This is a genomic window from Sphingomonas sp. 77B (assembly GCF_056497825.1).
Map to the genome: position 1 here is coordinate 1819638 of NZ_JBWMBY010000001.1, position 13385 is coordinate 1833022.

Annotated in this window: 14 protein-coding genes and 1 tRNA gene; 7 read left to right on the forward strand and 8 right to left on the reverse strand. The window is 66.2% G+C overall.

Annotated features, from left to right (window positions below; genetic code table 11):
- Nucleotides 1–3 precede the first annotated feature (3 nt).
- From AC1GI4_RS08460 to rhmD, 3 genes are read right to left on the reverse strand one after another with little or no spacing between them, the layout of a single operon-like run.
- Entirely contained in the window at nt 4–753 is a 750-nt protein-coding gene (locus AC1GI4_RS08460; protein ID WP_294275098.1) for an SDR family NAD(P)-dependent oxidoreductase, read from the reverse strand.
- Entirely contained in the window at nt 750–1607 is an 858-nt protein-coding gene (locus AC1GI4_RS08465) for a 2,4-didehydro-3-deoxy-L-rhamnonate hydrolase (RefSeq protein ID WP_479629224.1), read from the reverse strand. Before AC1GI4_RS08465 ends, AC1GI4_RS08460 begins: the two co-directional genes overlap by 4 nt.
- An 11-nt stretch (nt 1608–1618) precedes the next feature.
- Nucleotides 1619–2800, reverse strand: coding sequence for an L-rhamnonate dehydratase (gene rhmD / locus AC1GI4_RS08470; RefSeq protein ID WP_294275096.1), 1182 nt, complete (start codon nt 2798–2800; stop codon nt 1619–1621).
- A gap of 96 nt (nt 2801–2896) precedes the next feature.
- Here rhmD and AC1GI4_RS08475 point away from each other — a divergent pair, with 96 nt between their 5' ends.
- From AC1GI4_RS08475 to AC1GI4_RS08495, 5 genes are all read left to right on the forward strand, one after another.
- Nucleotides 2897–3682, forward strand: a complete 786-nt coding sequence (locus AC1GI4_RS08475) for an IclR family transcriptional regulator (RefSeq protein ID WP_433909713.1) — start codon at nt 2897–2899, stop codon at nt 3680–3682.
- Entirely contained in the window at nt 3683–4444 is a 762-nt protein-coding gene (locus AC1GI4_RS08480; protein ID WP_479629225.1) for an SDR family NAD(P)-dependent oxidoreductase, read from the forward strand.
- A 31-nt stretch (nt 4445–4475) separates the two neighbouring features.
- Nucleotides 4476–5621: an FMN-dependent L-lactate dehydrogenase LldD gene (gene lldD, locus AC1GI4_RS08485; RefSeq protein WP_479629226.1), complete on the forward strand. Its 1146-nt coding sequence runs from the start codon at nt 4476–4478 to the stop codon at nt 5619–5621.
- A gap of 41 nt (nt 5622–5662) precedes the next feature.
- Nucleotides 5663–6310, forward strand: a complete 648-nt coding sequence (locus tag AC1GI4_RS08490) for a TetR/AcrR family transcriptional regulator (protein ID WP_479629227.1) — start codon at nt 5663–5665, stop codon at nt 6308–6310.
- A gap of 64 nt (nt 6311–6374) precedes the next feature.
- Entirely contained in the window at nt 6375–6698 is a 324-nt protein-coding gene (locus AC1GI4_RS08495) for a hypothetical protein (RefSeq protein ID WP_294275091.1), read from the forward strand.
- Nucleotides 6699–7645: 947 nt separating this feature from the next.
- Here the strand turns inward: AC1GI4_RS08495 and AC1GI4_RS08500 are convergent.
- A tRNA-Ser gene (locus tag AC1GI4_RS08500) sits at nt 7646–7735 on the reverse strand.
- 165 nt (nt 7736–7900) lie between these two features.
- Here AC1GI4_RS08500 and AC1GI4_RS08505 point away from each other — a divergent pair.
- Entirely contained in the window at nt 7901–8653 is a 753-nt protein-coding gene (locus AC1GI4_RS08505) for a DUF1134 domain-containing protein (protein ID WP_433909710.1), read from the forward strand.
- 149 nt (nt 8654–8802) lie between these two features.
- On the opposite strand, the gene AC1GI4_RS08510 is transcribed toward AC1GI4_RS08505, so the two are convergent.
- Complete coding sequence (locus AC1GI4_RS08510; RefSeq protein WP_479629228.1) at nt 8803–9204, reverse strand: hypothetical protein; 402 nt, start codon at nt 9202–9204, stop codon at nt 8803–8805.
- Nucleotides 9201–10520, reverse strand: a complete 1320-nt coding sequence (locus AC1GI4_RS08515; RefSeq protein ID WP_479629229.1) for a dihydroorotase — start codon at nt 10518–10520, stop codon at nt 9201–9203. The genes AC1GI4_RS08510 and AC1GI4_RS08515 overlap by 4 nt, the downstream gene beginning before the upstream one ends.
- Before the next feature lie 47 nt (nt 10521–10567).
- Here AC1GI4_RS08515 and ygfZ point away from each other — a divergent pair, with 47 nt between their 5' ends.
- Nucleotides 10568–11329 carry a CAF17-like 4Fe-4S cluster assembly/insertion protein YgfZ gene (ygfZ, locus tag AC1GI4_RS08520; RefSeq protein WP_479629230.1) on the forward strand — a complete coding sequence of 254 codons (762 nt, stop codon included), beginning with the start codon at nt 10568–10570 and terminating at the stop codon, nt 11327–11329.
- Between the two features lie 13 nt (nt 11330–11342).
- Here ygfZ and AC1GI4_RS08525 read toward each other — a convergent pair whose 3' ends face one another.
- Both AC1GI4_RS08525 and AC1GI4_RS08530 read right to left on the reverse strand, forming a co-directional pair.
- A complete protein-coding gene (locus tag AC1GI4_RS08525) occupies nt 11343–11864 on the reverse strand; it encodes a PilZ domain-containing protein (RefSeq protein ID WP_294275393.1) in 522 nt (173 codons plus the stop codon).
- Nucleotides 11865–12254: 390 nt separating this feature from the next.
- Nucleotides 12255–13382 (reverse strand): OmpA family protein, encoded by a 1128-nt coding sequence (locus AC1GI4_RS08530; RefSeq protein ID WP_479629231.1) that lies wholly within the window; start codon nt 13380–13382, stop codon nt 12255–12257.
- Between the last annotated feature and the right edge of the window lie 3 nt (nt 13383–13385).

The following is a 13385-nucleotide window of genomic DNA, read 5'->3' on the forward strand; positions in this document are numbered from 1 at the left end:
TGTTCAGAAGGTGGTGCGACCACCCGACGTGTCGAAGGTCGCCGCCGTGGTGAAGCTGCACTCCTCGCTGGCCATGAAGCAGACCATCGCCGCCGATTCCTCGACCAGGCCCAGGCGGCCCATCGGGATCTTCGAGCGCATATAATCGACCTGGCTTTGCGGCAGCTGCTCCAGGATCGGGCTCTCGAAGGTCGCGGGCGTCAGCGCATTGGCGATCACGCCCTTGCCCGCCAGCTCCTTGCCCAGCGACTTGGTGAAGCCGATCACCGCCGCCTTCGACGCCGAATAGGCGCTGGCATTGGGATTGCCCTCCTTGCCCGCGACGGAGGCGACGTTGACGATCCGGCCATAGCCCTGTTCGAGCATCAGCGGCACGACCGTCCGGTTGCAATAGAACAGGCCGTCGACATTGACGCTCATGACGTTCAGCCAGCTTTGCACCGGATATTCATGGACGGGCGCAGTCGCCCCCGTGATCCCGGCCGAGCAGACCAGAATGTCCACCTGGCCCAGCGCGTCCTTGCTGGCTGCGAACGCGGCCTCGACCTCGCCCAGCTCCGCGACGTTCAGCGCCACGACATGGCTTGCGCCGACTTCGCTTCGGGCGCGTTCCAGCGCCTCGGCATTCAGGTCCCACAGAGCGACCTTGCCCCCCTCGGCGACGATCCGCCGCGCGACCTCCTTGCCCAGCCCGGAGGCGCCGCCGGTAATGATCGCGGCGCGACCGGCGAACCGTCCCGCATAGGCGCTCATGCCGATGCTCCGGTGCGCGGGTGCCGCCACGCGACGACCGACTGCGACTGGGTGCCCAGCTTCTCGATCGACAGCGCCATCGTGTCGCCCGCCTTCAGATAGATGGCCTCGGGCTTCTTGCCCTCGCCGACGCCCGGCGGGGTGCCGGTGATGAGCAGATCGCCGGGCTCCAGCGTGATATATTCGCTGACATAGGCGATCAGCTCGTCGACCGGGAAGATCATCGTCTTCGTGTTGCCGGTCTGCATACGTTCGCCATTGACGTCGAGCGACATGTCCAAGTCCTGCGGGTCGCCTACTTCATCGGGCGTCACCAGCCAGGGGCCGGTCGGGCAGAAGGTGTCATGCCCCTTCCCCTTCGACCATTGCGTGCCGCGCTGCTTCTGGTTGAACCGCTCCGACACGTCGTTGACCAGCACATAGCCCGCGACATGATCCAGCGCCTCGGCGCGGTCGACATAGCGGCAGGTCTTGCCGATGACGACGCCCAGCTCGACTTCCCAGTCGCCATGCGTCGAGCCCTTGGGCAGCATCACGTCGTCGTTCGGGCCGGACAGGCTCGACAGCGCCTTCATGAACATCATCGGCTCGGTCGGGATCGGCAGGTTCGATTCGATCGCGTGGTCACGATAGTTGAGGCCGATCGCGACGATCTTGCCGATCCCCTTCAGCGGCACACCGTAACGCGGTGCCCCCTCCACCACCGGCAGCGCGGCGGCATCGGCGGCCAGCGCCTGCGGCAGCGTTTCGATCGTCAGGTCGGCCACCACGCCGGACAGGTCGCGGATCGCGCCGTCGGCGTCGACGATGCCGGGTTTCTCCTGGCCGGGCTGGCCAAAGCGACAGAGCTTCATGGGTCGGGTCCTCAGTGGGTATAGGGGCGGTGAAGGGGCACGTCGGCGTTCAGCTCGACACCGAAACCGGGCTTGTCGAGCGCGCTCGCCCGGATGCGACCGGCCTGCGGCACCGGCTCGCCCAGCAGCTGCGGCGCGAACATCGGCACGATCTCGGTCGGGCCGGGGTGCATCATCAGGAATTCGGCGAACGGCGAATTGTGGCGCGTCACGACGAAGTGATAGCTGTAGACGCTGGAGCCGTGCGGCACGACCATCTTGCCCTGCGCATCGGCCAACGCGCTGATCTTGAGGAGTTCGGTGACGCCGCCGCACCAGCCCACATCGGGCTGGATGATGTCGCAGCAGTCCATCTCCATCAGCATGCGGAAGCCCCAGCGGGTCGCCTCATGCTCGCCAGTCGTCACCAGCATGCCCTTGGGCACGTTGCGCTTCAGCTGCTGATAGCCCCAGTAATCGTCGGGGCTGATCGCCTCCTCGATCCATTTCAGGCCGTGTTCGTGCGCGGCGATGGCAAGACGGGTCGCATAGTCGACGTCGAGCGCCATCCAGCAATCCCACATCAGCCAGAAATCGGGGCCGACCTTCGCCCGCATGTCGGCCAGTTCGGCGATATTCTTCTTGAGACCCTCGATCCCCTCGGCGGGGCCATGATGCAGCGGCATCTTGCCGCCGATGAAGCCCAGCTCCTTGGCAATATCGGGCCGCGCGCCAGTGGCGTAGAATTGCAGTTCGTCGCGCACCGCGCCGCCGAGCAGATGGTACACCGGCTCCTGCCGCAGCTTGCCCAGCAGGTCCCACAGCGCCAGGTCGACGCCCGAGATCGCGTTGATGACCAGCCCCTTGCGCCCGTAATATTGGGTCGAGAAGTACATCTGGTCCCAGATCTTCTCGTATTCGGTCGGGCTGCGCCCCTCGAGGAAGCGCGCCAAATGCTTCTCGACGATGTAGCAGGCGGGCTCGCCGCCGGTCGTGACCGCGAAGCCGATCGTGCCGTCCTCCGCCTCGATCTCGACGACCAGCGTACCCAGCACGTTGATGCCGAAGCTCTGCCGCGACTGGCGATATTCCGGGTAACGGCTCATCGGCGTCGCGATATGGTCGTCGATCCAGTGGCCCGCGCCCTGGTCGTGGTAATCGGCACCGGCACCCCGCGCGACGAAGGCGCGAACATGCTTGATCTTCGGCAGCATCAGACCTCTCCTCTCGTTGCCCGCTTATGCATATTCGTACGTTCACGTTCAATATCTATTTTCATATAGTGGGAAGCCGTGTAAATGGATGGGACGATGGAGAGAGAGACCAAAACCAATACGGGCGTCGGCGGCAGCCAGACCCTGATGCGCGGTCTGGACGTGATCGAGGCGGTGGCGGCGGGCGCGATCACGCTCCAGCAGCTGTCCGACACGCTGGAGCTGACGCGCAGCACCACCCACCGGCTGGCGGCCTCGCTGGTCGAGCGCGGCTATCTCGGCTTCACGCCGCGCAGCGGCTATCGCCTGGGGCCCAAGCTGCTCGAACTCGGCCATCTGGCGCAGGAGCAGGCCGATATCGTCCAGGTGGCGCGCCCCCATCTAGAGGAACTGGCGCAGTCGACCGAGGACACCGTCCATCTCGGCATCCTGGACGGCGATCTGGCGCTGTATCTCGACAAGATGCCGGGCCGGCGCCGAATCACCATCTCCAGCCGGGTCGGCGATCGCCAGCCGCTATCCTCGACCGGGCTCGGCAAGGCGCTGATGCTCGATCATCCCCCCGCCTATTGGGACGAGCGGTTCGCGGCGGACCATGCCGATCGCGCGCCGCATGTCGACCACGCCGTCTGGCGGGAGCGGATGGACGGCTACGTCGCCGCCGGACGCGCGTTCGATCTGGAGGAGAATGAGGACCAGATACGCTGCGTCGCCGCACCGATCCGCGATGCGCGCGGACGGATCGTCGGCGCGATCAGCGTATCGAGCGCGGCCCAGTATATGAGCGATGGCCGCCTTCACGACCTGTCGGAGAGCGTCATCGCGACCGCGCGCGCCATCAGCCGGGATCTCGGCTGCACGAACACCAAGAAGGAGGGATAGATGCTGCTGGAAGGCAAGAAAGTTCTGGTGACGGGCGCCTCGGCCGGGATCGGTCGCGCGGCGGCGATCGGCGCGGCGCGCCACGGGGCGGACGTCGCGATCAACTATGCAGGCAACGACGCCGCGGCGGCCGAGGTGGTCCGCGAGATCGAGGCGCTGGGTCGCCGCGCCCTGGCGATCAAGGGCGACGTCGCCGAACACGCTACTGCGGGTGCCTTCGTGTCGCAGGCGGCCGATACGCTCGGCGGGCTCGACGTGTTCGTCAGTAATGCGGGCATCTGCCCGTTCCATGCCTTTCTCGACATGCCGCCCGAAACCTTCGAGCGGACGATGCGGGTCAATTTGCACGGCGCCTATTACATGGTGCAGGCCGCGGCCAATCGCATGGTCGAACAGGGGCGCGGCGGCGCGATCGTCGCGGTATCCTCGATCTCCGCGCTGGTCGGCGGCGAGTTCCAGACGCATTACACGCCGACCAAGGCGGGTGTGCATTCGCTGATGCAATCGACCGCGATCGCGCTCGGCCGCCACGGCATCCGCTGCAATTCGGTGCTGCCCGGCACGATCCTGACCGATATCAACAAGGACGACCTGGCCGACCTCGACAAGCGGGACCGCATGGCCGCGCGCATTCCGCTCGGCCGCCTCGGCGAGCCCGACGATCTGGCCGGGCCGATCGTCTTCCTGGCATCGGACATGGCCCGTTATGTCACCGGCGCGGCGTTGCTGGTCGACGGCGGTGCCTTCGTAAACCTGCAGTGATCGACCACCCCGGTTTCGGAAAGATGTTGCCATGAGAAAGGCCGCCTCCGCGCTCGACTATCGCGAGCTTGCCCGCCGCCGCCTGCCGCCGTTCCTGTTCGAATATATCGACGGCGGCAGCTATGCCGAGGTGACGCTAAAGCGCAACGTCGCCGACCTCGAGGCAATCGCGCTGCGCCAGCGGATCCTGACCGACGTCTCGACGCTGGACCTGACGACCGAGCTGTTCGGCCGGACGCTCGCCATGCCGGTCGCGCTCGCGCCGGTGGGGCTGGCGGGGATGAACGCCAGGCGGGGCGAGGTGCAGGCGGCGCGCGCGGCGGAGGCGGCGGGCATCCCCTTCTGCCTGTCGACCGTGTCCGCCTGTCCCCTGCCCGAGGTCAGCCGGGCCGTCAGCGACCCGCTGTGGTTCCAGCTCTACATGATCCGCGACCGCGGCTTCATGCGCGACCTGATGGCGCAGGCGCGGGCGTCGGGCTGCTCCACATTGGTCTTCACGGTCGACATGCCGGTGCCCGGATCGCGTTATCGCGACTATCATTCCGGGCTGGCGGGTGCGTCGGGCGTGATGGGCGGGCTGCGCCGCATGTGGCAGGGCGTCACCCATCCCCGCTGGGCCTGGGACGTCGGTATCCATGGCCGCCCCCACCAGCTGGGCAATGTCGCCCCCGTGCTCGGCAAGAATACCGGGCTGGAGGACTTCTTCGCCTGGATGCGCAACAATTTTGACCCGACCGTCAGCTGGCGCGACCTGGACTTCATCCGCGAGAGCTGGGACGGCCCGCTGGTCATCAAGGGCATATTGGACGTGGAGGATGCGCGCGCCGCCGCCGATCTGGGCGCGGACGGCATCGTCGTGTCGAACCATGGCGGCCGCCAGCTGGACGGCGTCCCCTCGACCGCGCGGGCCCTGCCGGTGATCGCGCAGGCGGTGGGCGAGCGACTGACCGTCCTGGCGGACGGCGGCGTGCGTTCCGGGCTGGACGTGGTCCGCATGCTGGCGCTGGGCGCGCGCGGCGTGCTCCTCGGCCGGGCCTGGGTCTATGCGCTGGGCGGCGGCGGCGAGGCGGGGGTTCGCCACATGCTGAAGCTGGTCGAGGCGGAGATGCGCGTCGCCATGGCCCTGACCGGCAAGACGCGGATCGCCGATATCGATCGAAGCGCGCTCGTGGCCTGACCGCGCTTTATACGCCGCGTCGGATGCCCTAAGCAGCCCCCATGCCCAAGTCAGCCGCGCAGACCTTTGCCCCCCGCCGCGGGCGTCCCACCGCCAAGCAGACCGCCGCCATCGAAAAGGCGATCGTGGACTGCGCGCGCGAGATGTTCATCGAGAACGGCTATGACGCGACGGCCATGGAAACCGTCGCGCTCAAGCTCGGCATCTCCAAGGGGACGCTCTACACCCGGTATCCGTCGAAGGAGGCGCTGCTGACCGCCGTCGTCAAGGACAGCGTCGAGCGCTGGTCCGCCGAGGCCGCCGAGCATGACCACGAGCTGACCGACGACATCGCCCAGCGCCTGCGCCACCATGGCCACATCATTGCGGGAAGCCTGCACAACAGCGAGGTACAGGCCTTTCAGCGGTTGCTGCTGGCCAACGGAAATCGCTTCCCGGAACTGGGCAGCGCGATGCACCGGCATGGCACCCAGTTGATCGTGGACCTCATCGCCCGCGACATGACCGAAGCGGGGGAGCGCGACGGCGTGGCCCCCAAGCGCCCGGCGGAGACGGCGCTGACCTTCGTGTCCGCCATCACCGGCTGGCATCTGCAACAGGCGAGCTTCCGGGCCGTCAGTCGCGAAGAAACGGAAGCGTTCGCCGAGCACCTCGTCGCGCTGTTCATGGAAGGCCGCTCGGCATGGTAGCTTGAAATACGTACGCAACCGTGCGATATTGCTCGCGTTACGTTCGGTATGGAGAGGATATAGCATGCGTACACTTCTTACGGCCTTCGCCGTCATCGCCTGTGCCGCAGGCGCCCAGGCGCAGACCGCAGCCCCCGCCGCGACCACGGCCAAGGCGGCGCATTACAGCACGTCGTCAACCGAAATCGGCACCCTGCTCGACGATCCGGCGGCCAAGGCGCTGATCGAAAAGAATATCCCCGGCATGACCACCAACGACCAGATCGACATGGCGCGCGGTATGACCCTGAAGGACATCCAGCAATATTCGCCTGACACGATCACCGACAAGGTGCTGGCCAACCTCGACGCCGAGTTCGCCAAGATCCCGGCCAAGGGCGCCAAGTAAGCCTTTGACCTAAGGCCGATCGACATTCAGGCAGAATATGACACATTCCTCCCCTGCAAGGGGAGGAATGACGTGGATGTCGATCCGGCCTGTTCGGCTGCATAGTCCCGATACGCCCCGGCAAACTGCGCCCATGCTTCGGCACGCCTGGCCGACAGGCGGCCGAACAAATCCGCGATACCGCCGCCGCCTCCCCGATCGACAACGTGCCGCCCAGGTCGATCGCCGCAATATTGCTGGCCAACCGGGTGGTATATTGGCGGATCGCGTTCGCGTTGACCGTTCCACTGGGCAAAGCCCGGACAAAGACACTCCGCCGACTGGCGCGCGCCTCGCGAAGCTGGGCGAAGGCCAGCCGGGTGTCGGTCGACCGTGCGAGGAAGGTTTGCGGCCTCGGCGGCTGCCGAAAGACGTCCACCGGAGCCGCAAACGTTCCTGGCAAAGCGATGTCGGGCGCGAAAAGCGTTACCGTCGGCGCAAAGTCCGATGCCAATAGTGCCGCCACCAGAACAACCCGTCGCTTATATCGTGATGATATTGCGTTGAACCGGGGCGAGCCCCTCCCCTTCACGCGAGGGGAGTAAGTACGTCTTATGTCATCATATTCTAATGACCATCCGCTCCCTCGCCTCTTCGTCGGGGCTGCATGATGCGCTTCGCCGAGCCTCCGCAAACAGACGCACGATGACGTTCGATCAACGGCGTTGGAGATTACCGCTGCCTCAGGGGAATGTCGCGCTATCGAGCGGCACCCAGCGGACGCTCGACACGGGCAAAACGCGCCAAGATGGGCTCAATGTTGTGCGACCGGATCGAATGACCGTGTGCGTCGGATGCAACTGAAAGCGTCGGTCCCCGAGCTAGCCGCAACACGCATACTTCGTCAGCAACCGGGCTCAGTCGCAGAGACCCAAATCACAAATGAGCATGAATTTGGGCGCAAAATATGGCGGAGACGGAGGGATTCGAACCCTCGGTACGGTTTCCCGTACGACGCTTTAGCAAAGCGTTGGTTTCAGCCACTCACCCACGTCTCCGGCTGCGGCGAAGTGCGGCTATAGCGGGGCCGGTGGAGGCAATCAACCGGGTCTTGGCGGGATTTTGTCAGGAAAATCGACTAGTCCGCTTTTCGTCATTCATTGCGCCGCAAGCTGCGGACTGGTTAACGTGGCCAATCGGTTCGCCGGGGGAGTTGGAAAGTCATGCGTATCGTCTGTATCGGTCTGTCCCTGCTGGGCGGCCTTGCCATGGTCGCCGCCGCGCCCATCGCGGCGCAGGTCCGCACGATCGACCCCAATCAGGGGATCGACAGCGACCTCGGCACCCAGCCCTCACGGCCCGCGCCCCGGCAGAGCGCGCCGCCGCAGGACTATAGCCCGCCCGTACAGTCGACCCCGCCCGCGCAGCAACCGCCCGTCACGACCACGCCCGCCACGCCCGATTCGCGCGCGACGCAGACCACCCAGGCCGCCGACACCTTCGAGCGTGACGACCTGATGGCGGCCGGCGAAGGCGTATTCGGCAAGGGGGCTGAGGGTCTGGCGGGTATCATTGAACGCATCCTGCGCGAGCAGGGCCGCCCCAATGCCTATATCGCCGGGCGCGAGGCGTCGGGCGCGTTCGTCGTCGGCCTGCGCTATGGCTCGGGCGTGATGACCCACAAGGTCGAGGGGCAGATGCCGGTCTATTGGACCGGGCCGTCGCTGGGCTTCGATATCGGCGGCGATGCGAACAAGGTGTTCGTGCTGGTCTATAATCTCTACGACACCGAGGAGCTGTTCCACCGCTTCCCCGCCGCCGAGGGGCGACTCTATTTCGTCGGTGGGTTCGCCGCGACCTATTTGCGGCGCGGCAATGTCGTGCTGATCCCGGTGCGGCTGGGCGTCGGTTGGCGCGCGGGCGTCAACGTTGGGTATATGAACTTCACGCATAAGGCGCGGTGGTTGCCGTTCTGATGGGGATTAAGGGCCGGGGTTTCCCTTGGCCCCCAACTCTCATTCCCTTCGCCTTCGACTTCGCTCAGGCTGAACGGAGGTCAGGATAGAGAGGCGGGGCCTTTACAACAGCCGTTCAGGCTGAGCGAAGTCGAAGCCCACGCCTCGCCCTATCTCCGCACGAGCAACTGATATGGCTCGCTAAGAGCGATCACCGGCACATCCCAAGGGTGTGCGGCGAGCAGGGTGTCCGTGAGAGCGGAAACATCCGCCTCCGCATCATAAATCGCGGTCAGGATGACGGTCGGCGACCAACTCGGCTGCCCGACCGCGCCCAGCGTCGGCACTGCGCCCTCGCCCGGCCGAAACCCCTCATAGCCGAGCGCGAGTTCGACCACTTCGCGATACCGCCCAAAATCGCCGAGCGGCGGGGTGCGCAGGATCGCCAGCAGCGCGGCGGCGGTGGGGTCGTCTTCCACTGCCGCAGCCTGCCCTGCGATCATCGCCGCGAGCGTGGCGGGAGCGACCGGGCAATAGACCCGGATGTCCCGCACCCACCGGCTTTCGCTCATCCGAAGTCGACCGCCTCGAAGCGGATCGGCCGGCCGGTCGGCGCATCGGCGAGCTGGTCTTCCCACATCGCCACCTGCCCTCGCACGATGGTGCCGATCGGCTTTCCAGTCAGTTCCATGCCGGTAAAGGGCGACCAGCCGCACTTGGACTGGAGCCACTGGTCCTTGATCGTCCAGCGCTTCTTCAGGTCGACGATGGTGAAATCGGCGTCATAGCCCGCCGCGATCCGCCCCTTGCCGACGATGCCGAAGATGCGCTGCGCGCCGGCACTTGTCAGTTCGATCACGCGCTGGAGCGACAGGCGGCCATTCGCCGCATGGTCGAGCAGCAGCGGCAGCAGCGTCTGTACGCCCGGCATCCCGCTGGGGCTGCCCGGATAGGGCTTGGCCTTTTCCTCCAGCGTGTGCGGCGCATGGTCCGAGCCGATGACGTCGGGCACGCCCTGGTTCAGCCAGTGCCACAGGCCGTCGCGATGCGCGCCCGACCGGATGGGCGGGTTCATCTGCGCCAGCGTGCCGAGGCGCGGATAGGCTTCCTCGCCCGCCAGCGTCAGATGCTGTGGCGTGACCTCGCAGGTCGCGATGTCCTTGTGCTGCGCGATATATTCCAGCTCGGCGGGCGTGGTGACATGCAGGATGTGGATACGGCGGTTCGCCTCGCGCGCCAGGCGCAGGATGCGGCGGGTGGCGAGCAGCGCGCTTTCATCGTCGCGCCAGACCGGGTGCGAGGCCGGATCGCCCTCGATCCGCTCGTCCGCGCGCGCATTCATCCGGTCCTCGTCCTCGGCATGGATGGCGACGCGGCGATGGCCCGAGGCGAGCACCTCGGCCAGCCGCGCATCCTCCGATACCAGCAGGTCGCCGGTCGAGGCGCCCATGAAGATCTTCACGCCCGCCGTCCCCGGCATCCGCTCCAGCTCGGCCAGGTCGCGGGCATTGTGGTTGGTCGCGCCGACATAGAAGGCGTGGTCGCAGAACATGGTCTTGGCGCGGGTCAGCTTGTCGGTGATCGCGTCGGCCGAATCGGTGTTCGGCTTGGTGTTGGGCATCTCGAAGACGGCGGTCACGCCGCCCATCACCGCCGCGCGGCTGCCGCTGGCCAGGTCTTCCTTGTGCATCAGGCCGGGCTCGCGGAAGTGCACCTGGCTGTCGATCACGCCGGGCAGGATGTCGAGCCCGGTGCAGTCGATCACCCGCCCCGCATCGCCGCGCGCGCCGATTTCCACGATCCGGCCGTCGCGCACCCCGACATCGGCGCGAACGGGGCCGCCGGGGGTGTGGACGGTGCCGCCGGAGAGAAGCAGATCGAAGGTCATGGCAAACGGGCCTTTCGCATAGGGTCGCGCCTTCCTACCTTGCGGCCATGACCGATGCCACCCCGACGTCCGCCTCCACCGTCACGACCGCAACCACGCTGGCCGATCGTCGCCTGATCCGGGTCGCGGGCGAGGATGCGCGGGGGTTCCTCCAGGGGCTGGTGACGCAGGATGTCGTGGGACTGACGCCGGATGCCCCGCGCTGGGCCGCGCTGTTGACGCCGCAGGGAAAGGCGCTGTTTGACTTCTTTCTCTGGGCCGAGGGCGATGCGGTGCTGGTCGATGCGGAAGCGCCGCAGGCCGAGGCGCTGGCCCGGCGGCTGGCCATGTACCGCCTGCGCCGGGCCATCACGATCGAGCCCGTCGAGGGATTGGCCGTTCACTGGAGCCCGGATGCCGAGGGACGCCCCAGGGATCCGCGCCTGCCCGAACTCGGCCATCGCTGGCTGGCCCCGGCGGGTGACGCGGCCAGCGGGTGGACCGCGCACCGCCTGTCGCTGGGCGTGACCGAGGGCGTGGCCGAGTTGGGATCGGGCGAGACGCTCTGGCTGGAGTGCAATGCCCGCGAACTGAACGGCGTCAGCTTCACCAAGGGCTGCTATGTCGGCCAGGAAAATACCGCGCGGATGCACCACCGCTCCAAGGTCAACCGGCGGCTGGTCGTGGCACCGCTAGGCGAGGCGGGTGACCGGACCCGCGCAACCTATCCCGAACTGGGTCTGATGGTCGAACATCGCCGGGTGGAATCGTTGGGTGATGCAATCCGTCCCGATTGGCTGACGGCGGCGTTGCTGGCGGATCAGGACTGAGCGCCTGAGCGGGTTAGTGTGACAGGGCCTGGGTAAGCCTGGCGGTCGGCGCGGCGAGGACATGGCCGACCTGGGTTGCGATCGTGGCCGCGGCAACCAGTCCGAAAATGCCGAGCGCACCGAACTGCATCGCCTGCGACAGCGAGCGGCTGCGCTCCATGCGACGGGCGGCATCGATCTCCCCCGCCATGCTCTGGCGTGATACGCGTCGCTCCTCGACGCGACCTGCGCCCGCTGGGCGGGTCTCCAGACGGGGTTCGTTGACCATCGCCTCCGCGCTGATGACGTCCTGCGTCCTAACCCCCGAGAAGCGATCGCGCCGCCATACGACACGTCCGATCACCACCTGGCTGCCGCGCCGCAGGTCGAGATACTCGCCCGGTGCGAGCGGATCGTCGCAGGCGATCATCATGCCGCGGGACGAGATATTGTGGATGCACGCATCGCCCCAGCCTCGGACGGACTTGATGCGACAGGGGATCAGAACCTGTCGGCGCGCTTCGCGGTTTTTGTAGCCCGGCCCCGACCGCCCCATGGCAGTTCCCTTGCTGCTTTCCTGTTGGAATGATCAGCCCATAAAGCGCAGAGACAAAGAAAGGATGAATCGCCTTTCATGGGTGCTCGAAAGCGATCCGTTGCCGGGTAAGCGACTGAGGACCGATCGCCGTTCAGGCTGAATGCCTCACATTCCTCCCCCTGCAAATGGACGAATGATGTGAATGTCGATCCGGCCTTGGTGTCGATGATCCCGAAAGGCGCCTTGAGGGCGCGTTTGCGCCGCCCGCCTTGAGCTCCGCCTGGCCCGCCCCTGCGGCAGGGAGCCGTAAAACCGGCGAAAGAATCCGACCCCGCCGGATACCATAAAAAAAGGAGGCCGGCTTTCGCCGACCTCCCTCTTTCGCAATCAGCCTTGGCTGAGCGTGGCTTACTGGCCAGCGCCCGGACCGTAGGTGATTTCCACGCGACGGTTCTGGACCTCGCGGACGCCGTCGGCGGTCTGAACGCGCAGCTTGTCGCGCTGTTCGCCGAATGCTTCCGTCGCGATCGAGCCATCGGGGATCGAGTGCGAGGTCATGTACGCCTTCACCGCGTCGGCACGACGCTGCGACAGACCCATGTTGTACTTCGGCGTACCCGACGTGTCGGTGAAGCCTGCAACCATCACGCGGGCATTGCCGCAGCTCTGGTACTGGGTGATCGCGTTGTCGAGGATCGACGCTGCTTCCGGAGTGATGTCCGACTTGTTCCACTCGAAGAACACGATGAACGGACCCGGCGAGCACGGCACGGCCTCGGGAGCCGGCGGCGGGGGCGGCGGGGGAGGAGGCGGCGGGGGCGGCGGGGGCGGCGGCGGAGGCGGCGGAGCAGCCGGCTCACCGAAGTTGTACGCCACGCCACCCAGGATCGAGTGCGAACGGAAACGACCGTCGAAGGTGTTGTTCGCAACGTCGACCAGCTTGACGTTCTCGGCGTTGAAGAAGCGATACTTCAACGTCGCGTCGATGTGGTCGGTCAGCGGCGCACGGATGCCCGCCAGAGCCTGCCACGCGAACACGGTGTCCGAGTCGTTCAGGAAGTCAGCGCGGTTGTTGAGGGCATAGTTCGCCTTGACGCGAGCAACACCGACACCGCCGCCGACGAAGCCCTGGATGCCATCATCGGCACCGAAGTCGAGCAAGCCGTTCAGCATGAAGCTGAGCGCCGAGGTCGAGCCGCCAGCATAGCTGTAGCTGCCAGCCGGAACCGTGCCAGCACCGATGCCGGTGTTGGTCAGCGTGGTCGAGCTGAAGCCGTCAACCGTTGCGCGACGGTAGCCGACTTCGGTTTCCAGACGGAAACCACCGAAGTCATAACCCATCACGCCGTCAACGTCGTAACCATAGTCATGGTCGACGGTGGCGGTGCCAGTGCGCGTGCCGGTGATATCATAGTTGATATCTTCGACGATCATCCCGCCGCCTTCGATGCCGACGTACCACGACTTGTCGCGGGCGAGGGCAGGCGAAGCCAGAGCGGTGGAGGCGAGTGCCAGAACAATGGCAAGCTTCCGCATCAT